The organism is Bradyrhizobium archetypum (assembly GCF_013114835.1).
Taxonomy (GTDB): domain Bacteria; phylum Pseudomonadota; class Alphaproteobacteria; order Rhizobiales; family Xanthobacteraceae; genus Bradyrhizobium; species Bradyrhizobium archetypum.
Genome location: NZ_JAAVLW010000020.1, coordinates 1 through 21063, shown reverse-complemented (window position 1 = coordinate 21063; position 21063 = coordinate 1). Strand labels below are relative to the sequence as shown.

The window sequence follows — 21063 nt, the reverse complement described above, 5'->3', positions numbered from 1 at the left end:
GTGTCGGTCTACGTCGCAGGCCTGCTCGCGATGCTGACGTTGTCGGCGATCTATAATCTCTGGCCGGTGTCGCGCGCCAAATGGGTGCTGCGCCGCTTCGATCATTCGGCGATCTATCTCCTGATCGCCGCCACCTATACCCCGTTCATTGTGGAACTCCGGGAGAGCCATCTCGCGATCGCGCTGTTGATCGGCGTGTGGTGCGTTGCGATCGCCGGCGTGGTGCTGAAGCTGGCGCTGCCGGGGCGATACGATCGGTTGGCCGTCGGGCTCTATCTCGCCTTGGGCTGGAGCGGCGTCACGCTTTACGACGCCGTGGTGAAAGCGGTGCCGCCGCTGGCGCTCGGCTTTTTGCTGGCGGGCGGCGTGCTCTATAGTTGCGGCGTGATCTTCCATGCCTGGCAGCGCCTGCGCTTCCAGAACGCGATCTGGCATGGCTTCGTCTTGCTCGGCGCCGCCTGCCACTATACGGCTATTCTCGATATGATGATCCTGACATAGGATCGTCATAAACGGGGAGAAGCGGCCATGCAGGTGACGGGCAAAGTCGTGGTTGTCACCGGCGGCGCCAACGGCATCGGGAAGGCGATGTGCGAGGCCTTCCACCGCGAAGGCGCCGCCAAGGTGGTGGTCGCCGATATTGATCCCGATGGAGCGCGAGCCGTCGCCACTCCAATCGGTGGGGCGGCCTTCAAATGCGACGTCGGTAAGGAAAAGGACATCCATCACGTCATCGAGGAGACCGAGCACCAATTCGGCCCGATCGAGCTGTTTTGCTCCAATGCCGGCATCGGCGGCGGTTTCGATCCACTGTCGGTGAATGCCGGCGGAAACTCGGACGAGCCGTGGCAGCGAAGCTGGGCCGTTCATGTGATGGCCCATGTCTATGCCGCGCGCCATTTGATTCCGCGCATGAAGGCGCGCGGCGGCGGCTATTTCCTCAACACGATCTCGGCGGCGGGCCTGTTGTCGCAGGTCGGCAGCCCGGCCTATTCGACCACCAAGCACGCCGCGGTCGGCTTTGCCGAAAATCTCGCGATCTCGCACAGGGCCGACAACATCAGGGTTTCGATCCTGTGCCCGCAAGGCGTCGACACCAACATGCTGCGCTCGATCCCGAAGGGCCCGCAATCCGGCGATGGCGACCTTTCGCCAGAGCAGGTGGCGCAGGATGTGCTGAAGGGGCTGGAAGCGGAAACCTTCGTGATCCTGCCGCATCCGCAGGTGCTCGGCTACATGCGCAAGAAGACCGAGAATTACGACCGCTGGATCGCCGGCATGGCCAAGATCCAGGCGAAGATGCGGGAAGCTTACGGGAAGTGAGGTGAGGGACGCACGGACTTCTCCCCCGTCATTGCGAGCGAAGCGAAGCAATCCATCTCTCCGCGTGAGGAAAGCATGGATTGCTTCGTCGCTTCGCTCCTCGCAATGACGGAGGAGCGAAGTTCACATTACTCCTCTATTACTGGCACCTGTGCATCCGGCCATCGTCCAGGCGGACCATTGTGCCGGGCTGGCAGATTATGCCGTTGCGCGTCGCGTAGTCCTGGCTCCATACGCCCGGGCCGCCGTAATAGCCGTAGAGACTGCCACCGCCGTAATAGGCGTAGGGGCCGTTGCCGCCGTAGTAGGCGTAGGGACCGCTGCCGTAGTAGGCGGCACTCGCTCCGGCTGCAGCAGCACCGGCGCCCACGGCAGCCGCGCCGGCCGCGGCCCGCCGCGCCTGTCGCCGGGTAACGCCCGGCTCCGGGGTCAGTGGATCACCCACCTGCGCCTGCGCGCGCTCGATAGATAGCGAAGCGCCCCTTTGTTCGCTCCAGTCAAACGAGAGCATGGTCGCGCATGTGAAGACGGAGACCGCGAGGGCAGCTTTTCTGAGGCTTGGCTGTTTCATGGCGTTCACTCCATGGTTGCCCCATGCCGAATTCTCGTGCGAACGTAGAACAACGTCAAGTAAATGCCGCGTATGGAACTCGCGGGCGAATTGTCGAGCGTTTGAGTCAAATGAGGTCTCATGAGCCCCCGCCAAGCAGGAGAGGGAACTCAGCGACGCCTCACCCCTTCTGCGCGTAGAGCAGCGGCACGGCGGAATCCACCATCACCTCGATCAGGCTGGTGCCATCATGCGAAAGGCCGCGGCTGAGCGCGCCGGCGAGCTCGGATGATTTCGTCACCCGCACGGCGTGGCAGCCCATGCCTTCGGCAAGCTTGACGAAATCGATGCCGGGCAATTCGAGCCCCGGCACGTTGCGCACCTGCATCACCTGACTGAACGAACGCATCGCGCCGTAGCCTGAATTGTTGATGACGACCACCGTCAGCGGCAGCCTGCGCTGGGCCGCTGTCCACAGCGCCTGGATCGAATACATCGCCGAGCCGTCGCCGATCAGGCAGACGATGCGCCTCGCCGGCCGCCCCAGCGCCATGCCGACTGCGGCGGGCAGGCTGTAGCCGAGGCCGCCGCTCGCCATGGTGTAAAAACTGTCCTGGCCGCGCATCGGCATGAACTTTTGCATCGCCGGGCGGTGCGAAGGGGCTTCCTCCACCAGCACCGCATCGTCCGGCATGGCTTGCGAGAGCTGATGCAGCAGGAATTCGACCGGCAGCGGGTCGGCCGCCGCCGGCGCCGGCGGCAGCACACGGCCCGCCGGCATCGCGCGCGACGTCTCGGGCAAGAGCTCGAGCAGCATCGAAAGCGCCGGCTTCATGGTGGCGACGATGCTGGCGCCCGACGGGGTGACGGCGGCTGCGTCGGCGTCGTCGGTGATCTGGAAGATCGTGGTGGTGCCGTCGAAGATTGAGGCGTGGCCCTCGACATGGAAGGTGAACACCGGCGCGCCGATGACGACCACGAGGTCATGATCGCGTAGCGCGTCCGATAGCTGGCCCGGCGAGGCATGCAGGAAGCCCGCGAATTGCGGATGCCGTTCCGGGAAAGAGCAGCGCGCCGAAAACGGGCTGACCCAGACGGCGGCCTTCGCCTTCTCTGCCACCTTCACCATCAGCTCGACGGCTTCAGCGCGGTCGACCGCGGGGCCGACGACGAAGGCGGGGCGCTTGCTCGCCGCGAGCGCTGCGGCCAGCGCGTTCATCGCTGTCGGATCGGGACCGAGTTCGCGGCTGACCTGGCGGGCTTCGACCGGCTGAGTCGGGCGCGTCCAGTCGTCGATCGGGATCGAGACGAAGGTCGGCCCGCAGGGCGGCTGCATCGCGACGTAATAGGCGCGCGCGATCGCGGCCGGTACGTCCTCGGGCCGCGCCGGCTCGACGCTGTATTTGACATAGGGCCGCGGAAATTCCGAGGCGCGCTCGGCATAGAGAAACGCCTGCAGCGGCAGGATCGAGCGCGCCTGCTGGCCGGCGGTGATGACCAGCGGGGTCTGGTTGCGGTGGGCGGTGTAGATGTTGCCGAGCGCATTGCCGACGCCGGCGCCGGAATGCAGGTTGACGAAGCCGGCGTTGCGGGTCGCCTGCGCATAGCCGTCGGCCATGCCGACGACGGAAGCCTCCTGCAGGCCGAGCACATAGTCGATGTCGTCGGGCCAGTCGCTCAGGAACGGCAGTTCGGTCGAGCCGGGATTGCCGAACACGCGCTTGATGCCGAAGGCGCGGAGCAGGCTGAAAGTGGCGTCCTTGACGGTGAGTGAGACGGTGGCGGGTTTGGCTGGTCTGCGGGACGACATTGGGACTCCCAGAGCTAACTGCTTACTCCGTCATTCCGGGGCGATGCGAAGCATCGAACCCGGAAGTTCGAGATTCCGGGTCTAGTGCTAGCGCACCAGCCCGGAATGACGGTGCGCACCTCACCACACCGCCATGCCCTTCATCGTCGGCTGCCTTTCCGCATTTGCAATCCACAGTTCCATGCCGGCGTGAGTCTCGTTCGCGTTGATCGAGAATTCGCCGCCTTCGAACAAGGGCTGCACGCCGCGGTAGCTGAACTTCTTCGGCGCCGAGTCGCCGTGAAGTTTTGCGGCGAATTCGACGAGCAGCGCGGCTTGCAGCGGGCCGTGGAAGATCAGGCCCGGATAGCCCTCGACCTTGGTGACGTAATCGCGGTCGTAATGGATGCGGTGGCCATTGAAGGTGAGCGCCGAGTAACGAAACAGCAGCACGGGATCGCTGACATGGGTTTCGCGATGTTTTGCGATCGGCGGCGGAGGGGCCTTGGGCGGCGAGGCAGGGGTTGCGCCGCCCATCTCGCGATAGACGATGTCCTGTCGCTCGCGGATCGCCACCCCGCGCGGCGTCGTCACCGTATGTTCGACCGCGACGAAACAGAGCTGGCCGGTCGAGCCGGTTTTCACCGTCACATCTGCGATCCGCGAAGTGCGCGTCGATTCATCGCCGACGCGCAAGGGCGCGAAAAATTCGATTTCGCCGCCGGCCCACATCCGGCGCGGCAGCGGCACCGGCGGCAGGAAGCCGCCGCGGGCCGGGTGGCCGTCCGGGCCGAGCTGCGACATTGGAAACACCGGCTGCGCCAGGCACCAATGCGTCGTCCAGGGCGCAGCATCGCCCGCCTTCGGCTCGCCGATGTTCTGGAACAGCGTTGCGCGCAAACCCTTCACGAGCTGCGCGGTGACGATGTCGGTCGCTTCGGTAGTGTTGCCGATCCATTGGCGCAGATGGTCGAGGTCGAGTTTGGCTGCGGCTTCGGTCATGACTTGAGGCTCCGGGCGCGAGCTGCCTTGGGAAGGTCAACGTGTTCGCCGATCGCCGGCACGGCGCCATAGTGCCGCTCCTCGCCGACGAAGATCGCGGCGGGCGCGGCATAGCTCACCTTGCCGTTCGGCGTGTCGACCTCGATGCGGCGCAGATGCGGATGCACCGAGAGGTCGGCCATGGTGTTGACCTCGGCGAAGGCGATGTCGGCCTCGTCGAGGCGCTTCAACAGCTCGACGCGCGTGACCGAGGCAAAGCTGTCCGCCACCGTCTTGTCGGTGAGCTGGCGGTTGCGCACGCGCTCGACCATGTTGGCAAAGCGCGGATCGTTCGGCAGGTCGGGCTGATCCAGCACCTCGGCGCACAGCTTCTTCCATTCGCGCTCGCTCTGGATCGAGATCAGGATACCCTTGCCGTCCTTTGAGTTGAACACGCCGTAGGGCGCTATCGAGGGATGGGCCAGGGCCATTCGCTTCGGCGGATTGCCGGCTTCCGAATTGAGCAGCGGCACCGCCATCCAGTCGGCCATCACGTCGAACATCGAGATGCGGATGTCAGCGCCCTTGCCGGTGCGTCCGCGCGCGATCAGTGCTTCAAGAATCGCGGCATGCGCAGTGGCGCCGGTCGCGATATCGACCACGGAAATGCCGACGCGAGACGGGCCCTCGGGCCCGCCGGTGATTGAGGCGAGGCCGCTCTCGGCCTGGATCAGCAGATCATAGGCCTTGCGGTCGGCGTAGGGACCACTATCGCCATAGCCGGAAATGGTGCAGCAGATCAGCGCCGGGTAGTCTTTCTTCAGGCGCTCCAGCGAGAAACCGAGCTTGTCCATCGAACCGGGCTTGAGGTTTTGCAAGAGCACGTCGGTGCTGGCGATCAGCTCTTCGAGTGCAGCGCGGCCTTCCTTGGTCGCGAGATCGATCACCTGCGAATGCTTGCCGCGGTTGAGCCAGACGAAATAGCTGCTCTGGCCTTTGGCGGCCGCATCATAGCCGCGGGCGAAATCGCCCTCGGGGCGCTCGACCTTGACGACATGCGCGCCGGCATCCGCCAGGCGCGAGCTGCAGAATGGCGCGGCCACCGCCTGTTCGACGGAGACGACGATCAATCCCTCTAACGGCAACATCTTCTGTTCTCAGTAGGAGCGGGGCAGGCCGAGCACATGCTCGGCGACGTAGGACAGGATCAGATTGGTCGAAATCGGCGCGACCTGATAGAGTCGCGTTTCGCGAAACTTGCGCTCGACGTCGTATTCCTCGGCAAAGCCGAAGCCGCCATGGGTCTGCACGCAGGCGTTCGCCGCGTCCCATGACGCATCCGCCGCCAGCATCTTGGCCATATTGGCTTCCGCGCCGCAATCGAGCCCGGCCTCGTATTTGCGCGTGGCTTCCTTCACCATCAGTTCGGCCGCGCGCATCGCGGCGTAGGCCTTGGCAATCGGGAACTGGATGCCTTGATTCTGGCCGATCGGGCGGCCGAATACGGCGCGCTCCTTGGCGTAGCTGGTTGCCTTGGCAATGAACCATTTGGCATCGCCGATGCATTCGGCGGCGATCAGGATTCGCTCGGCGTTCATGCCGGAGAGGATGTAGCGAAAACCCTTGCCTTCCTCGCCGATCAGGTTCTCGGCCGGCACGCGCATGTCCGTGAAGAACACCTCGGTGGTGGCGTGGTTCATCATCGTTCTGATAGGGCGGATCTCCAGCCCCTTGCCCCTGACCTCGCGCATGTCGACGATGAACACGGACAGACCATCCGTGCGCTTTTTCGCCTGTTCCTTCGGCGTGGTGCGCGCGAGCAGGATCATCAGGTCGGAATGCTCGGCGCGGCTGGTCCAGATCTTCTGGCCGTTGACGACGTAGTGGTCGCCGTCGCGCCGCGCGACGGTCTTCAGCGAGGAGGTGTCGGTGCCGCTGGTCGGCTCGGTGACGCCGAACGCCTGCAGCCGCAATTTGCCGCTGGCGATCCCGGGCAGATACTTCGCCTTCTGGGCGTCGCTGCCGTGCCGCAGCACGGTACCCATCGTGTACATCTGGGCATGGCAGCCGCCGCCGTTGCAGCCGGCGCGCTGGATCTCTTCCAGGATCGCCGCCGCCGCCGACAGCTTCAGCCCGGAGCCGCCATATTCCTCAGGGATCAAGACCGAGAGGTAGCCGGCCTCGGTCAGCGCGTCGACGAACTCCTTCGGATACGCCATCTGGCGGTCGAGCTTGCGCCAGTATTCGCCGGGGAACTGGGCGCAGAGTTTGGCGACGGCGTCGCGGATGTCGTGGAATTCGTCCTGTTGTTCTTGTGCGGTCATCGGATTTTTTGGGCGTGGATACGGGTTGATGTCAATTGCTTAGGGAAGCGGAACGTTGTGCAACGGCGGCGGGTCCCCTATGCTGAATTGTTATAGCGTATGGACCTGCCTTCGAAGAATGGCAAGCAATGGATATCAGGCAGCTCAGGACCTTCAGTTGCGTGGCCGAGCTCGGCAGCCTCAGCAAGGCGTCCGACACGCTGCGCGTGGCACAGCCGGCGCTGAGCCGGCAGATCAAGCTGCTCGAGCATGAATTGCGGGCCGAGCTGTTTACGCGCAACGGCCGCGGCATGGTGCTGACCGACGCCGGGCGGCTTCTGCTGGCGCGCACCGCCGGCATCGTGCGGCAGATCGACCAGGTGCGCGACGAGATCCAGTCCGCGGGCGGACCGCCCTCGGGCCGTGTAGTGCTCGGGCTGGTGCCGACCGTGAGCTGCGTGATCTCGGCGCGGCTCGCCCGGCGCACCGTTGACAAATATCCGGGCATCTCGCTCTGCATCGTCGAAAGCTACAGTGGCCATCTGACCGAATGGCTGCATCGCGGTGAAATGGATCTGGCGCTGATCTACGGGCCGTCGAGCGACCTGCATCTTGCCGTGCAGAGCCTCGGCCGCGACCACATCGTCGCGGTGGGGCCGCGCGGCAGCGGATTGTCGCGGAAGAAGCAGGTCGATATCGGCTGGCTCTTGCAACAGCGCCTGGTGCTGCCCAGTCATTCGCACGGGCTCCGCGCGCTGATCGAGCAGGCGGCGGCGAAGAAGAAGCTCAAGCTCGACGTCAAGCTGGAAGCGGATTCCTTCCGGGTGCTGACCAGCCTCGTCGAGGAGGGGCTCGGATACACGCTGCTGCCGCCTTCCTCGGTACGCCACGAGGTCGCCGGCGGCCGGCTGGAGACGGCTACGATCGCCAAACCGTCGCCGATGCGCGAACTGACCCTTGCATCTCCCATCGATCATCCCGGCTCGACCGCCATCACACTCGTGAGCGAGCTGCTCCGCGACGAATTGGTCGCCTGCCGCGAAGAGGGCCTCTGGGACATCAAGCTCGCCTGAGCTGGCTTAGAGCAAAACGGCCAGGGGCGGCATTCTCATCTGGCTACTTCTGTCATGCCGCAATTGTATAGGGGACGGCCAGCCAGTCGTTGCGAGAGACAAATCCGATCTTCGCTGCAAAGTTCTATTTGATCACAATGATCCGGAGCCGACTGCGCGTGACAGAAGGAACCTTGGAGAACATCAGCGCAGTCCATCATGTAAACGTAAACGCGTCAGCCACTCGGCCATATCCACCGTAGCGCAGCGGTGCTATCTTCATCGCCAGCGGGGCCCTTAGTCCTGCAAATCACGTCGGCCCCGACGTTCGGCCCCCGGAAGCTACCGCTAAGGTTTTTCGAGGAGGTCCCGATGCATACTAATCGTCGCGACTTGCTATTGGCGGGATGCTGCGCCGCCTCCACTGCGCTGCTTTGGAGCATTACCACTCGGCTCAGGGCCGAAGAGCGCGATCCGCCGCCAGAAGTCACCACAATCCGGCTCGCGAAAAGCCCAAGCATCTGCATCGCGCCTGTGTACGTGGTAAGCGATCTGCTGAATGCCGAGGGGTTCACAAATGTCGTTTACGTCGAAAGGGGCATGTTCGGTAGCGGCGCTGCACAAGACAAAGCTATCTGGAATACCGATGTCGACTTCAACCTGAATTTCTCTGGTCCACTTCTTCTTGAGGTCGATCGAGGCTTGAGCACTACCATTCTGGCTGGCATTCATGTGGGCTGCTTCGAGCTATTCGCCAGTGGGGGCATACGCAGCGTCGCCGACCTGAAGGGTCGAACCGTCGGCATTCAATCGCTTGAGTCACCCCCGCATGTATTCCTGAGTGCGATGGCGACACTTGTTGGACTCAATCCCGCCAAAGATATCGAGTGGGTGACGAGCGCGAAGGTCAGGCCGATTGAGTTGTTCGCCGAGGGAAAGATCGACGCCTTTCTCGGATTTCCTCCAGAACCTCAACGTTTGCGCGCGCAGAACATTGGTCGTGTCATCGTCAACAGCGCGCAGGATCGCCCATGGTCGCAGTATTTTTGCTGTATGCTGGCGGGCGATCGCGAATTCGTTCGAAGAAATCCTATTGCCACCAAGCGCGTGGTGCGCGCCATGCTCCGAGCCACCGATTTGTGCGTGAGCGAACCGACCCTTGTCGCGCAGCGTATGGTGGATAGGGGTTTCGCACCTCGCTTGGACTACGCGGTTCAGACTCTTGCGGACGTGCCGTACAACCGCTGGCGCGAGTACGATCCTGAGGACACAATCCGCTTTTACGCGCTCCGTCTGCGCGAAGCTGGGATGATTAAATCAAGCCCTGCGAAACTCATTGCAGATGGAGCCGACTGGCGGTTGCTCAACGCGGTGCGACGTGAACTTGGAGGCTGATTCACCTACGGCGTTTTCGAGGAGGTCCCGATGCATACGAATCGTCGCGACTTGCTGTTGGCTGGGGCCTGCGCCGCTTCCACGGCCCTGTTTGGGAGCGTCGCTGCGCGGCTGAGGGCCGAAGAGTCCAATCTGCCGCCAGAGACTTCTACAATCCGGCTTGCGAAGAACCCAAGCATTTGTATCGCTCCGCAGTACGTGGTGAGCGACCTCTTGAATGCCGAGGGGTTTACAAACGTGGTTTACGTTGAATCTGACGCCGGTGTGGAGCAAACCAGAGCAATCGCGAAGGGCGACATCGACTTTACCCTGCATTTCTCCGGTCCGCTTCTTCTCGAGATAGATCGAGGTGCGAGCATTACTGTTGTGGCCGGGGTTCATGTCGGCTGCTTCGAGCTGTTTGCCAGGGAGGGCATACGTGGCGTTGCCGATCTAAAGGGGCGAACCGTCGGCCAGCAGGGGGTTGGCAGTAGTCCGCACGTTTTTATCAGCGCGATGGCGACGCTTGTCGGACTTGATCCCGCCAAGGATATCGAGTGGGTGACGAGTGCCTCGGTCAAACCGATCGAGTTGTTTGCTGAGGGTAAGATTGACGCGTTCCTTGGATTCCCACCGGAGCCGCAGCGTCTGCGTGCGCAGAACATCGGTCATGTCATCGTTAACAGTGCGCAGGATCGCCCATGGTCGCAGTATTATTGCTGCATGTTGGCGGGGAATCGTGAATTCGTTCGAAAGTATCCCGTCGCGACCAAACGTGTAGTTCGTGCCATGCTCCGGGCGACGGATTTGTGTGTAACTTCGCCAGCCCTTGTTGCGCGGCGGATGGTAGATGGCGGGTTTACGCCTCGCCACGACTATGCGGTTCAGACCCTTGCGGACGTGCCGTACAACCGCTGGCGCAACTATGATCCCGAAGACACAATCCGTTTTTACTCGCTCCGTCTGCGCGAAGCGAGGATGCTGAAATCGAACCCTGTGAAAATTATCGCGGATGCAGCCGACTGGCGGTTCCTCAACGAGGTTCGTCGTGAACTTGGAAGCTGATTCGACGTCGTTCCTTGGTCTGCGTCCACTACCTGCAAGATCGCGAGGAAGTGGAGACGGCGCGTCCACGAAGAACGGTTTTCTCGGCTTTGAGCTACGACCCTCATTGCGCACGAAATTGCTGATGGCCTTCCTCGCCATCGAGATGCTCTTGGTCTCGGTTGGGGTAATCGGCCTCCTTTCGCTGCGCGAAGCGGACCAGCGGGCGAACCAGGTCGTTGGTCTGCAGCAGAAGATCGAGGCATATCGGCAGATGCAGCACAATACGCTTCGGCAGCTTTACGGCGTATCCACAGCGCTCGCCTTTCCAAACGAAACGACATTGGCAGTTGTACTGCGGCAGATCAATCAGTTTGGGTACGACCTTGATCGTGTCTCGTTCGTCGCAAAGGACGAGGTGGCGCTGCTCAACCAAGTGCGCGAAGAATATGCGCGCTTTATTGCCGTCGTTTCACACATCGTCGATCTCATCCGCGGCGGGCGAGCGGCTGAGGCCAAACAGAGCGAATTCGCGGAGCTCGGGCCTCTAGCGGACAAGCTCGAACGACTGACCAATCAATTGGTCAACCGGGCTGAAGCAGACATGGTGGCCGGCATAGATGCGAGCCGACAAACCTATGTCAAATCTCAGATACTCGTCGCCGCTGTCGCGCTCGTAAGCTTCGTGCTTACGCTGGTCTTGGGACATGCGATCTCCCGATCGGTGATCGACCCAGTCCGCATTATCCACGATGGCTTAAATCGAATAGCGGCTGGCGATTTCGCCCAGCGTATTGAGGTGCCCAATCGGGACGAACTCGGGGAGCTTGCGGCGCACGTCAATTCGACCTGCGACGAGCTGCAGCAGCTCTACCGGAGTCTTGAGGAGGCCAGCCGGCACAAATCGCAATTCCTCGCAAACATGAGTCACGAATTGCGGACGCCACTGAACGCGGTACTCGGCTTTTCGGAGCTCCTGCTCGACGGCATATACGGCGATCCTCCGGAAAAAATGCGATCAGCCCTCGAACGCATCCAACGGAACGGCAGACATCTGCTCGGGCTGATCAACGATGTCCTTGATCTATCCAAGATCGAAGCCGGACAGCTTCGGCTTTCGCTGGCCGACTACTCGGTGGAGGAACTGGTAAATGTTGTCCATACCTCCGTTGAGCCGCTTGCCGCGGACAAGAACCTGAGTTTGAGAATTGCTGTGCCGGCTGGCTTGCCGCCGGCGCGAGGAGACGAACGCAGGCTAGCTCAGGCCCTGTTCAATCTCGTTGGTAATGCGATCAAATTCACAGACAGGGGAGAGGTCCGGATAGAAGTGGAAGCCGGGGTAGATTCCTACGTCTTTTCTGTTCAGGACACAGGACCAGGCATCGACGAAGCCGACCAAGCCAGAATCTTCCAGGAGTTCCAGCAGGTGGATAACTCGATCACCAAGGCGAAGGGAGGCGCCGGCTTGGGCCTCGCCATCGTAAAGCGCATTGTGGAGATGCATGGTGGACAAATCTGGATCGAATCCCGTCTCGGTCATGGCGCGAGATTTTCCTTTCTGGTGCCGGCCCGGCTTGAGCAACAGGCGACGCAGACATGAGCAAGCGCGTACTGGTGGTCGAAGACCAGGAGGACAATCGGCAGATCCTGCGCGATCTGCTCGCAAGCGTCGGTTACGAAATGATCGAGGCGCACGACGGTGAAGGAGCGCTCGCGGTGGCGCGAGCCCAAAGTCCGGACCTGATCCTGATGGATATTCAACTGCCTATTCTTGACGGATACGAGGCGACGCGGCGCATAAAGGCGCAGTCAGATCTCCGCCATATTCCAATCATCGTCGTAACCTCCTATGCGCTTGGCGGCGACGAAGAAAAGGCACGCGCGGCAGGCTGCGATGCCTACGTCGCAAAGCCCTACAGCGCAAGAAAGCTACTTGAGACGATCAATCGATACCTGACGTAGGTTCCAGCGCGTGCAGACGTGGAGCAGAAATGCATGTCCCGCCCCGAATCTTGATCGTGGACGACAACGAAACGAATCGCTGCCTTCTTACGGCGCGCCTCGGCGCCGAGAGTTATGAGACCGTGGAGGCTGAAAACGGCGAGAGGGCGCTAGCAGTCGTGCGTGAAGTCGCGCCGGACGTTGTCCTCCTCGACGTCATGATGCCGAAAATCGATGGTTTTGAGGTCTGCCGGCGACTGAGGGGCGACACTACGCTTGGATTTGTTCCAATCATTATGGTTACGGCGCGAACTGATTCAAAGGATGTCGTCACCGGACTTAACGCGGGCGCCGACGAATACCTGACCAAACCCATCGACCATGCAGCCCTCGTTGCGCGTGTGCGCTCTATGCTCCGTATCAAGGAATTGCATGATCGAGTTGAAGCCCAAGCGGTCGAACTCGCTGCGTGGAATAGAATGCTTGAGCAACGCGTTGCGGAGCAGGTCGTGCAGATTGAACGGGTTAGCCGTTTAAAGCGGTTCCTTTCGCCGCAGATAGCGGAATTGATTCTTTCTTCCTCGACATATGAGCCCTTGGCGAGCCACCGCAGCCAAGTGGTGATAGTCTTCGGTGACCTGCGAGGTTTCACCGCCTTCGCCGAGATTGCCGAGCCCGAGGAGGTGATGGCCGTGATGCGGGAGTATCATGCAGCGTTAGGGGCCCTTGTCCACGAATTCGAAGGCACCTTGGAGAGATTCCTGGGCGACGGAATCATGGTGATTTTCGGAGATCCGATTCCTTGTCCAGATCCGTGTGAGCGAGCTGTCCAGATGGCGGTCGCGATGCGAAACCGGCTATCGGAACTATCGAAGAAGTGGCGGCGTGAAAGGCACGAACTCGGTTTTGGAGTCGGCATTGCATATGGATATGCGACGCTCGGCGCTATTGGTTTCGAGGGCCGCTCTGAGTACAGCGCGATCGGGACCGTGGTAAATCTCGCTGCCCGTCTTTGCGCGGAGGCGCGCGACGGTCAGATTTTGGTAGATAGCAAAGTGCACGAGGCGCTCGATGGCAGGGCAACCGCTGAGCCAGTGGGTGAACTGACGCTCAAGGGCTTGCGTCGAGCTATAGCGGCATACAACGTGCTTGAGATGACTTGAAGGCGGTGTGATCCGATCGTCGCCGTCGGCCGCGCGGCAGCGGGTTGTAACGGAAAAAGCAGGTCGACATCGGCTGCTGTTGAAACAGCGCCTGGTGCTGCCCAGTCATTCGCACGGGCTCCGCGCTCTGATCGAGCAGGGGCGGCGAAGAAAGAAGCTCAAGCTCGACGTTAAGCTGAAAGCCGATTCCTTCCGGGTGCTGACCAGCCTCGTCGAGGAGGGGCTCGGATATACGCTGCTGCCGAAACGGCGCGGGCGGCATTTTCATCTGGCTACTTCTGTCATGCCACAATTAGGCGCGGGCTTGTCGGATTGGAGCTGTACCGTTCTTCGAGCATTTCGACGAGTTGGATGAGGAACCGGTGCTGTCCGTCTTGATTGGTTCTTTGCACCTTATTTTCGGGACGGGCGCGCTGCGATGACCGAGACCGATCTTGCACATCTTCGCGACCGTATGGTGGACATTCAGCTCGCGCGGCGGGGCATCCGCGATCGCCGCGTGCTGGATGCGATGCGACAGGTTCCCCGTGAGTGCTTTGTGGAATCCGGCTTCGAGGAATTCGCATACGAGGACGGCGCGCTGCCGATCGCAAGCGGGCAGACCATCTCGCAGCCTTACATTGTCGCGTTGATGACCGAAGCGGCCGAACTGCAGCCGACCGACAAGGTGCTCGAGGTCGGAACCGGTTCAGGCTATGCCGCGGCAATTGCCGCCCAGCTTGCCGCATCAGTTCATACGATCGAGCGACACGATGCTTTGGCCAAGATCGCCGCCCGGCGGCTTGCCGCGCTCGGATACCGCAATTGCGTTGTTCATACCGGCGATGGCACGCGCGGTCTGCCCGATGAGGCGCCCTTCGACGCAATCCTGGTCGCGGCCGGCGGCCCTACGGTGCCGCACGCGCTCAAGCAGCAACTGGCCATCGGCGGACGCCTGGTCATTCCGGTCGGCGATTTCGATGGCGAACAATCGCTGCTGCGGCTCACGCGCCGTACCGTAAGTGACTATGATGAAGAGGCCTTTGGCGCCGTCCGCTTCGTGCCGCTGATCGGCGAGCAAGGATGGGCCGAGGATGGCGCCCGGTCGGCCAGCAACCACGTCGCCGGCCGCACGCGTTTCCGATCACTGACAGACATGATTCATGCTGCAGCCGAACCTTTGCCGGCCTTCGACGATGCCGCATTCGGCGCGCTGTTCGACCGCTTCGCGCAGTCGCGTGTCGTCCTGCTCGGCGAAGCCAGTCATGGTACGTCGGAGTTCTACCGGGCGCGCGCCGCGATCACGCGCCGGCTGATCGAGAAACACGGCTTTACGATCGTCGCTGTGGAAGCAGACTGGCCCGATGCCGCGGCGATTGACCATTACTTGCGCGACCGGGCCTACCGAAGGTCAGGCGAGAGGCCATTCGAGCGCTTCCCGACCTGGATGTGGCGCAATACTGACGTCGCCGCCTTTGTCGACTGGCTGCGCGACTACAATGAGGAACGGGCGACAAGCGAGCGAGCTGCATTTTTCGGCTTGGATATCTACAACATGCGCGGCTCGATCGCTGCCGTGCTTGCCTACCTCGACAAGATAGATCCCGAAGCGGCGTCGGTGGCGCGCGAACGCTATGGCTGCTTGACGCCGTGGCAGCGCGAACCCTCGACCTACGGCCGTGCCGTCCTGACCGAAGGCTATCGAAAGTGCGAGGAGCAGGTCGTTCGGCAGTGCCAGGACATCCTGAAAAGCCAGCTCGATTATGCCGAATCCGATCCGGACGGCTTCCTGGATGCCGCACAGAACGCGCGACTGATCGCCTCAGCCGAACGCTATTACCGGATCATGTATTACGGCGGTGCCGAATCCTGGAACCTGCGGGATACGCATATGTTCGACACCTTGAGCCATATCCTTGACGCACGCGGCCCGCAATCAAGGGCTGTCGTCTGGGCGCATAATTCCCACATCGGCGACGCGCGCTTTACCGACATGGGCGCGATCCGCGAAGAGCTCAACATTGGTCAGCTTTGTCGGGAAAAATTCGGTGAAGGAGCGTCACTGGTCGGATTCAGCACCCACACCGGCACGGTGGCCGCCGCGTCGGACTGGGACGGCGAGATGGAGGTGATGCAGGTTCGACCGTCCCGACCGGACAGCTATGAGCGGCTGTTTCATGATGCCGGCGTGACGCGCGGCCTGGTCGAGTTCCGCCGCGATGAGGCGCTTCGCCGTCGCTTGCTCGAACCGCGCCTCGAACGCTTTATCGGCGTGATCTATCGGCCGAACACCGAACTGCAAAGCCACTATACGGAAGCATCACTGCCTCAGCAGTTCGATGGATTCGTCTGGTTTGATAGCACGCACGCGGTCACCCCCTTGGGGGCGGAACATCGCCGTGCCGGCGTTCCAGATACCTATCCCTTCGGACTGTGATCGCAGCGAAGACCACGTCGAGTGTCCCGGACGCGGCGCCGAGCCGGGATCCAGTATCTGTATGGGGTCCCGGCTCTGCAGCGCGCCGCCAAGGGGCGCTGCGCCGCGTCCGGGACACGGGCGCGGAGCAGCCGCCGGAACCGGCCATTGATCTGGATCAAGCCATCAATTCGGCAGACTCGAAAGCTAAGCAGGTACTCTGTCTTGGGCCGAGTTCCCGCCATGAACACGTTCCTCCGGGCTCTGCTGGCGATCGCTGTTGCGCTCGTGTCGCTCTCCGCAATTTCCGAGCGCGTGCGCCAGGAAGGGGTTTCCGATGACGAAATCCGCATCGGTAATCTCATGCCCTACAGCGGTAGCCTCGAGATATTCGGCGCGATTGGCAAGGCCGAAGCGGCCTATTTCGAGATGCTCAACGCGCGCGGCGGCATCAACGGCCGCAAGGTGCGCTTCATTTCCCACGACGATAAATCCGATCCTGCTTCCGCCCTTAATCTGACGCGCAAGCTCGTCGAAGAAGACAACGTGCTGCTGATGTTTGGCTCGTTCGGAACGCCGGGCAATTTTGCGGTCCGCAAATATCTCAATGAACGACAGATTCCCCAACTGTTTGTGGCTTCCGGCGACGACCATCTCAGCGATCCCTCGCTGTTTCCATGGACCATGGGCTGGCAGCCCTCGTTCCGGGAGGAGGGACGCATCTACGCCAATTACATTCAGGCGTTCTATCCGGGCAAGCGGATTGTCGCCCTCTGGCAGAACGATCATTTCGGCCGCGAGGTCATCAAGGGCATGGAGGACGGCCTCGGTCACGTCGCACGGATGATCAGGGTCGGTATCGCCTATGATCTAAAGGATGAACACCTTGATACGCATGTATCGATTCTGAAGCGATCGGGCGCCGAAATTCTCGTGTTCGCAGGGGTGCCCGAAAACGCCGCGAAAGTCCTCCAACTGGCCGCGAAGCTGGATTGGCGTCCCGTGTTCATCATGAACCAGATGGCCTCCTCGATTGCGGACGGATTGAAACCTGCAGGTCTTGAGAACGCGGTGGGTGTGACCACCGCAGCCTACCTGAAGGACGCCGACGATCCGGCCTGGAAGCATGAACAGTCCGGCGCTGACTGGCAGTCGTTCCTGGAAAATTATCATCGCGCCGGCGGCAAGGACGAAAGTGCAGCGATGTTCGGCTACGCGGCCGCCGAGACGCTGGCGCAGGTGCTCACGCAATGCGGCGACGATCTGTCGCGCGAGAACGTCATGAAGCAGGCCGCGGCGCTGAAGGATTATCAGGGCTCCATCCTGCTGCCCGGCATCAAGATCAGCACCGGCCCCTGGAATTTCCGCCCGATCAAGCACATGCGGCTCGTTCAGTTCGACGGCCGCACCTGGCAGCCGATTGGCGAACTCCTCGAAACCGCCTTTGCCAGCACTGACAACTAGGCGTCTCCGGTCACTGCCTTTGGCAGAAGGATCGCCCACGCTTTGGGGAACACCTCCGGCGAGTCCGCGATATGGAGATCAAGGCGGGTTGAGCCCATAGCTCACCCCGGAATGCGCACCGGGAGCTGCTCGATGCCCCGCACGAAGGACGAATAGACCCGCTTCGGCTCGCCAACCACCTCGATGCGGTCGAAGCGCTTGAGCATCTCTTCCCAGACGATCTTGAGCTGCAGCTCGGCAAGCCGCATGCCGACGCAGCGATGGATGCCGAAACCGAACGACAGATGGGTGCGCGGCCGGGCGCGGTCGATGATGAATTCATCGGGACGCTCGATGCCTTCCTCGTCGCGGTTGCCGGAGACGTACCACATCACGACGCGGTCGCCCTTCCTGATCTTCTTATCCCCGATCTCCGTGTCGACCAGCGCGGTGCGGCGCATATGGGCGAGCGGCGTCTGCCAGCGGATCACTTCCGGCACCATCGAATCGATCAGCGCCGGATTGTCGCGTAACTTTTGATACTGGTCCGGGTGCTCGTTCAGCGCCAGCACCGAGCCGCTCATGGTGTTGCGCGTGGTGTCGTTGCCGCCGACGATCAGCAGAATGATGTTGCCCATCAGATTGTCGGGGTCCATATGCCGCGTCGCGTCGCTATGGGCCATCATCGACAGCAGGTCGTTCTTCGGCGGCGCGTTGACGCGCTCGTTCCAGAGCTTCGAGAAACAGGCGTAGCACTCGTCCATCTCGCGGCGCCGCTGCTCCGGCGATTCGACGACGCCGCTCTTGGGCAGCGCAGTCGAGACATCGGACCAGCGCGTCAGCTTGCGCCGCTCCTCCCACGGGAAATCGAACAGCGTCGCCAGCATCTGCGTGGTCAGCTCGATCGAGACGCGCTCGACGAAATTGAAGGTTTCGTTGCGCGGCAGATTGTCCAGCACCTTTTGCGAGCGCTCGCGGATCAGTTTTGCCAGCTCGTCCAGATGCGTCGGCGTGAACATCGGCGACACCGTCTTGCGCTGCGCCGAGTGCCGCGGCTGATCCATCGCGATGAAGCTGGGATAGTCGTAGCCGGGCGGCACGTCGCGGATCGAGATGCCGCCGAGGGTGGAATCGGAAGAGAAGATGCCGTGATTGGTGTCGACATGCATGATGTCGTTGTATCTGGTCACGGACCAGTAGGGTTCGATCGGCGAGTTCTCGCAGTAATGTACTGGCTCTTCCTTGCGCAGCCGTTCGAACCACGGCCACAGCGTGTCGTTTTGGAAGAGTTTTGGCGCACCAGGATGAAAATCCTTCAGCGGCGTCGAATAGGCCTCTTCGCGCGCGGCGCGCAGAAGCTCCTTCCTGTCGGCTCTGATGGCGCTCTGGACGTTCATTGTTCGATCATCCCCGGTGACGTGGAATTCGGTCGAGAACGGCGAGAGCGCTTCACCTCTCCCGCTTGCGGGGGAGGTCGGCGCGAAGCGCCGGGTGGGGGCTCTCTCCACCGGGGCAGTGTCGCCCGCGGAGACACCCCCACCCCAGCCCTCCCCCGTAACCGGGAGAGGGAGCGCACATTTTTCGTGATCGCAATCAAACCTAATTTCATCATGCTTTAGGCCGCGATGCGGACAGGCAGGGTTTCGTAACCCTTGACGAAACTCGAATATACCCGCTTCGGTTCGCCGACCACCTCAATATTATCGTACCGCTTGAGGATTTCCTCCCAGATAATCTTTAGTTGCAGCTCCGCAAGCCGGATTCCGACGCAGCGGTGGATGCCGAAACCGAAGGAAAGATGGGTGCGCGGGCGAGCGCGGTCGATGATGAATTCGTAGGGGCGGTCGATCACGTCCTCGTCGCGGTTGCCGGAGACGTACCACATCACGACCTTGTCGCCCTTCCTGATCTGACGTCCCCGGAATTCAATGTCTTCGAGCGCGGTGCGACGCATATGCGCCAGCGGCGTCTGCCAGCGGATCACCTCGGGCACAAAACTGTCGATCAAATCGGGATTGTCGCGCAGTTTGCGGTACTGGTCCGGATTCTTGTTCAGCGCGTAGACGCTCCCGGACAGCGTGTTGCGCGTGGTGTCATTGCCGCCGACGATCAGGAGGATCAAATTGCCGAGAAAATTCTTCGGGTCCATGTCGCGGGTGGCTTCGCCATGCGCCATCATCGACAACAGGTCGCTCTTCGGCGGCTGGTTAATGCGCTCCTTCCACAACCTGGCGAAATAGGTCGCGCATTCCAGAAGCTCCGCCTGCCGCTCTTCCTCGGTGGCGACAAGGCCGCCGGGACCGGGAATCGTGGTCGCGACATCGGACCAGCGCGTCAGCTTGCGGCGCTCTTCCCAGGGAAAGTCGAACAGCACGGCAAGCATCTGCGTGGTGAGCTCGATCGAGACCTGATCGACCCAGTCGAACACCTCGTTGACAGGCAGATTGTCGAGGCATTCCGCTGAGCGCTTGCGGATGTTGGTCGCGAGTTGGTCGAGATGGGTCGGCGTGAACATCGGCGCCACCGTCTTGCGCTGCGCGGAATGGCGCGGCTGGTCCATCGCGATAAAACTCTCGCGGCGCAAATCCGGCGCGACGTCGCGGATGGTGATGCCGCCGAGCGAAGCCGCCGACGAGAACACTGCGTGATTGGTTTCGATGTCCATGATGTCGTTGTACTTGGTCACCGACCAATACGGCCCGAACATGCTTTCCTTGCAGTAATGCACCGGCTCTTCCCGGCGCAGGCGGTCGAAATACGGCCAGAATGTATCGGTCTTGAACAGTTCGGGATTGCCGACATCGAAATCCGCCAGCGGAATGGACTGAGCCTGATCGCGCGCAGCCCGCAGATGGGAATCTCCGGCGAGATCGATGGTTCCTTGCATGAGCTGCTCTCCCTAATTCCCCGCGCGAAGCATGCCGAACGGGTGATGTTTTACCCTATTACATCCCGAGCCGTGGCCCGGCGCAAGGGCGAGTTCAGTGCATTTGGCCGCAGCAACGGCGGGTGGGTCTGCGCTCATTTCGTCGCGTGACAACGGCAGTCTCGAAGACTAAGTCTGTTTGAAACAACGTTTAATTCCGCCGGGAGGCGACCATGATCTCCAACGTCCATCGGATGCTCAACTTCGATCTCGGCGAGACTGCGGACGCAATTCGCGAAACCGTGCACTCATTTTCGCAAAACGAAATCGCCCCGCGCGCCGCCGAGATCGACCGCAGCAACCAGTTTCCGCGCGACCTCTGGCCGAGGATCGGCGCGCTCGGGCTGCACGGCATCACGGTGGAGGAGGAGTATGGCGGCGCCGGCCTCGGCTATCTCGAGCATTGCATTGCGCTGGAGGAGATCTCGCGGGCGTCCGCCTCCGTCGGCCTGTCCTACGGCGCGCATTCCAACCTCTGCGTCAACCAGATCCGCCGCAACGGCAACGAGGCGCAGAAGCGCAAATACCTGCCGAAACTGATCTCCGGCGAGCATGTCGGCTCGCTGGCGATGTCGGAGCCCGGCGCCGGTTCCGATGTGGTCTCGATGAAGACCCGCGCCGAGAAGAAGGGCGACCGCTTCGTGCTGAACGGCAACAAGATGTGGATCACCAACGGGCCCGAGGCCGACACGCTGGTGGTCTACGCCAAGACCGACGCCAACGCCGGTCCGCGCGGCATCACCGCCTTCCTGATCGAAAAGGGCATGAAGGGCTTTTCC

19 protein-coding genes are annotated in these 21063 nt (G+C 61.8%); 12 read left to right on the top strand and 7 right to left on the bottom strand.

Annotation, left to right across the window (positions count from 1 at the left end; genetic code table 11):
- Both trhA and HCN50_RS32495 read left to right on the top strand, forming a co-directional pair.
- On the top strand, positions 1–501 hold a 501-nt coding region (gene trhA, locus HCN50_RS32500; protein ID WP_171713942.1), incomplete at its 5' end, for a PAQR family membrane homeostasis protein TrhA.
- 27 nt (positions 502–528) lie between these two features.
- Positions 529–1323, top strand: a complete 795-nt coding sequence (locus HCN50_RS32495; RefSeq protein WP_171713941.1) for an SDR family oxidoreductase — start codon at positions 529–531, stop codon at positions 1321–1323.
- A 139-nt stretch (positions 1324–1462) separates the two neighbouring features.
- Here HCN50_RS32495 and HCN50_RS33165 read toward each other — a convergent pair whose 3' ends face one another.
- The 5 genes from HCN50_RS33165 to HCN50_RS32470 form a co-directional block, all read right to left on the bottom strand.
- Positions 1463–1894 (bottom strand): hypothetical protein, encoded by a 432-nt coding sequence (locus tag HCN50_RS33165; RefSeq protein WP_210265192.1) that lies wholly within the window; start codon positions 1892–1894, stop codon positions 1463–1465.
- 160 nt (positions 1895–2054) lie between these two features.
- Positions 2055–3683 carry a benzoylformate decarboxylase gene (gene mdlC, locus HCN50_RS32485; RefSeq protein ID WP_171713940.1) on the bottom strand — a complete coding sequence of 543 codons (1629 nt, stop codon included), beginning with the start codon at positions 3681–3683 and terminating at the stop codon, positions 2055–2057.
- A 120-nt stretch (positions 3684–3803) separates the two neighbouring features.
- Positions 3804–4664, bottom strand: coding sequence for an HTD2 family dehydratase (locus HCN50_RS32480; protein ID WP_171713939.1), 861 nt, complete (start codon positions 4662–4664; stop codon positions 3804–3806).
- Positions 4661–5791: a CaiB/BaiF CoA transferase family protein gene (locus tag HCN50_RS32475; RefSeq protein WP_171713938.1), complete on the bottom strand. Its 1131-nt coding sequence runs from the start codon at positions 5789–5791 to the stop codon at positions 4661–4663. The genes HCN50_RS32480 and HCN50_RS32475 overlap by 4 nt, the downstream gene beginning before the upstream one ends.
- A gap of 9 nt (positions 5792–5800) precedes the next feature.
- Positions 5801–6967 carry an acyl-CoA dehydrogenase family protein gene (locus HCN50_RS32470; protein WP_171713937.1) on the bottom strand — a complete coding sequence of 389 codons (1167 nt, stop codon included), beginning with the start codon at positions 6965–6967 and terminating at the stop codon, positions 5801–5803.
- Positions 6968–7095: 128 nt separating this feature from the next.
- On the opposite strand from HCN50_RS32470, the gene HCN50_RS32465 reads away from it, so the two are divergent.
- The 9 genes from HCN50_RS32465 (at position 7096) to HCN50_RS32425 (ending at position 17379) form a co-directional block, all read left to right on the top strand.
- Complete coding sequence (locus tag HCN50_RS32465) at positions 7096–8019, top strand: LysR family transcriptional regulator (protein ID WP_171713936.1); 924 nt, start codon at positions 7096–7098, stop codon at positions 8017–8019.
- Between the two features lie 351 nt (positions 8020–8370).
- A complete protein-coding gene (locus HCN50_RS32460; protein ID WP_171713935.1) occupies positions 8371–9393 on the top strand; it encodes an ABC transporter substrate-binding protein in 1023 nt (340 codons plus the stop codon).
- Positions 9394–9423: 30 nt separating this feature from the next.
- Positions 9424–10437 carry an ABC transporter substrate-binding protein gene (locus HCN50_RS32455; protein ID WP_171713934.1) on the top strand — a complete coding sequence of 338 codons (1014 nt, stop codon included), beginning with the start codon at positions 9424–9426 and terminating at the stop codon, positions 10435–10437.
- A complete protein-coding gene (locus HCN50_RS32450) occupies positions 10385–12016 on the top strand; it encodes a sensor histidine kinase (protein ID WP_283812151.1) in 1632 nt (543 codons plus the stop codon). Before HCN50_RS32455 ends, HCN50_RS32450 begins: the two co-directional genes overlap by 53 nt.
- The gene (locus tag HCN50_RS32445; RefSeq protein ID WP_171713932.1) at positions 12013–12378 is read left to right on the top strand and encodes a response regulator; all 366 of its coding nucleotides are present in this window, start codon (positions 12013–12015) and stop codon (positions 12376–12378) included. The genes HCN50_RS32450 and HCN50_RS32445 overlap by 4 nt, the downstream gene beginning before the upstream one ends.
- A 56-nt stretch (positions 12379–12434) precedes the next feature.
- Positions 12435–13520 (top strand): response regulator, encoded by a 1086-nt coding sequence (locus tag HCN50_RS34360; RefSeq protein WP_311968262.1) that lies wholly within the window; start codon positions 12435–12437, stop codon positions 13518–13520.
- A 7-nt stretch (positions 13521–13527) separates the two neighbouring features.
- The gene (locus tag HCN50_RS32435; protein WP_311968261.1) at positions 13528–13875 is read left to right on the top strand and encodes a LysR substrate-binding domain-containing protein; all 348 of its coding nucleotides are present in this window, start codon (positions 13528–13530) and stop codon (positions 13873–13875) included.
- Positions 13876–13938: 63 nt separating this feature from the next.
- Positions 13939–15936 (top strand): protein-L-isoaspartate(D-aspartate) O-methyltransferase, encoded by a 1998-nt coding sequence (locus tag HCN50_RS32430; RefSeq protein ID WP_235977363.1) that lies wholly within the window; start codon positions 13939–13941, stop codon positions 15934–15936.
- A 222-nt stretch (positions 15937–16158) separates the two neighbouring features.
- Positions 16159–17379, top strand: coding sequence for an ABC transporter substrate-binding protein (locus HCN50_RS32425; protein ID WP_171713930.1), 1221 nt, complete (start codon positions 16159–16161; stop codon positions 17377–17379).
- Positions 17380–17480: 101 nt separating this feature from the next.
- Here the strand turns inward: HCN50_RS32425 and HCN50_RS32420 are convergent, their stop codons facing one another.
- Both HCN50_RS32420 and HCN50_RS32415 read right to left on the bottom strand, forming a co-directional pair.
- The gene (locus tag HCN50_RS32420) at positions 17481–18755 is read right to left on the bottom strand and encodes a cytochrome P450 (RefSeq protein ID WP_171713929.1); all 1275 of its coding nucleotides are present in this window, start codon (positions 18753–18755) and stop codon (positions 17481–17483) included.
- A 218-nt stretch (positions 18756–18973) separates the two neighbouring features.
- A complete protein-coding gene (locus HCN50_RS32415) occupies positions 18974–20245 on the bottom strand; it encodes a cytochrome P450 (protein WP_171713928.1) in 1272 nt (423 codons plus the stop codon).
- Positions 20246–20457: 212 nt separating this feature from the next.
- Between HCN50_RS32415 and HCN50_RS32410 the strand changes: the two genes are divergently transcribed.
- A partial coding sequence (locus HCN50_RS32410) for an acyl-CoA dehydrogenase family protein (RefSeq protein ID WP_171713927.1) occupies positions 20458–21063 on the top strand: 606 nt, incomplete at its 3' end.

Coding starts and splice junctions, on each gene's coding strand:
- HCN50_RS32495 (WP_171713941.1), top strand. CDS start 529: ATGCAGGTGACGGGCAAAGTCGTGGTTGTCACCGGCGGCGCCAACGGC.
- HCN50_RS33165 (WP_210265192.1), bottom strand. CDS start 1,894: ATGAAACAGCCAAGCCTCAGAAAAGCTGCCCTCGCGGTCTCCGTCTTC.
- mdlC (WP_171713940.1), bottom strand. CDS start 3,683: ATGTCGTCCCGCAGACCAGCCAAACCCGCCACCGTCTCACTCACCGTC.
- HCN50_RS32480 (WP_171713939.1), bottom strand. CDS start 4,664: ATGACCGAAGCCGCAGCCAAACTCGACCTCGACCATCTGCGCCAATGG.
- HCN50_RS32475 (WP_171713938.1), bottom strand. CDS start 5,791: ATGTTGCCGTTAGAGGGATTGATCGTCGTCTCCGTCGAACAGGCGGTG.
- HCN50_RS32470 (WP_171713937.1), bottom strand. CDS start 6,967: ATGACCGCACAAGAACAACAGGACGAATTCCACGACATCCGCGACGCC.
- HCN50_RS32465 (WP_171713936.1), top strand. CDS start 7,096: ATGGATATCAGGCAGCTCAGGACCTTCAGTTGCGTGGCCGAGCTCGGC.
- HCN50_RS32460 (WP_171713935.1), top strand. CDS start 8,371: ATGCATACTAATCGTCGCGACTTGCTATTGGCGGGATGCTGCGCCGCC.
- HCN50_RS32455 (WP_171713934.1), top strand. CDS start 9,424: ATGCATACGAATCGTCGCGACTTGCTGTTGGCTGGGGCCTGCGCCGCT.
- HCN50_RS32450 (WP_283812151.1), top strand. CDS start 10,385: ATGCAGCCGACTGGCGGTTCCTCAACGAGGTTCGTCGTGAACTTGGAA.
- HCN50_RS32445 (WP_171713932.1), top strand. CDS start 12,013: ATGAGCAAGCGCGTACTGGTGGTCGAAGACCAGGAGGACAATCGGCAG.
- HCN50_RS32430 (WP_235977363.1), top strand. CDS start 13,939: ATGACCGAGACCGATCTTGCACATCTTCGCGACCGTATGGTGGACATT.
- HCN50_RS32425 (WP_171713930.1), top strand. CDS start 16,159: ATGAACACGTTCCTCCGGGCTCTGCTGGCGATCGCTGTTGCGCTCGTG.
- HCN50_RS32420 (WP_171713929.1), bottom strand. CDS start 18,755: ATGAACGTCCAGAGCGCCATCAGAGCCGACAGGAAGGAGCTTCTGCGC.
- HCN50_RS32415 (WP_171713928.1), bottom strand. CDS start 20,245: ATGCAAGGAACCATCGATCTCGCCGGAGATTCCCATCTGCGGGCTGCG.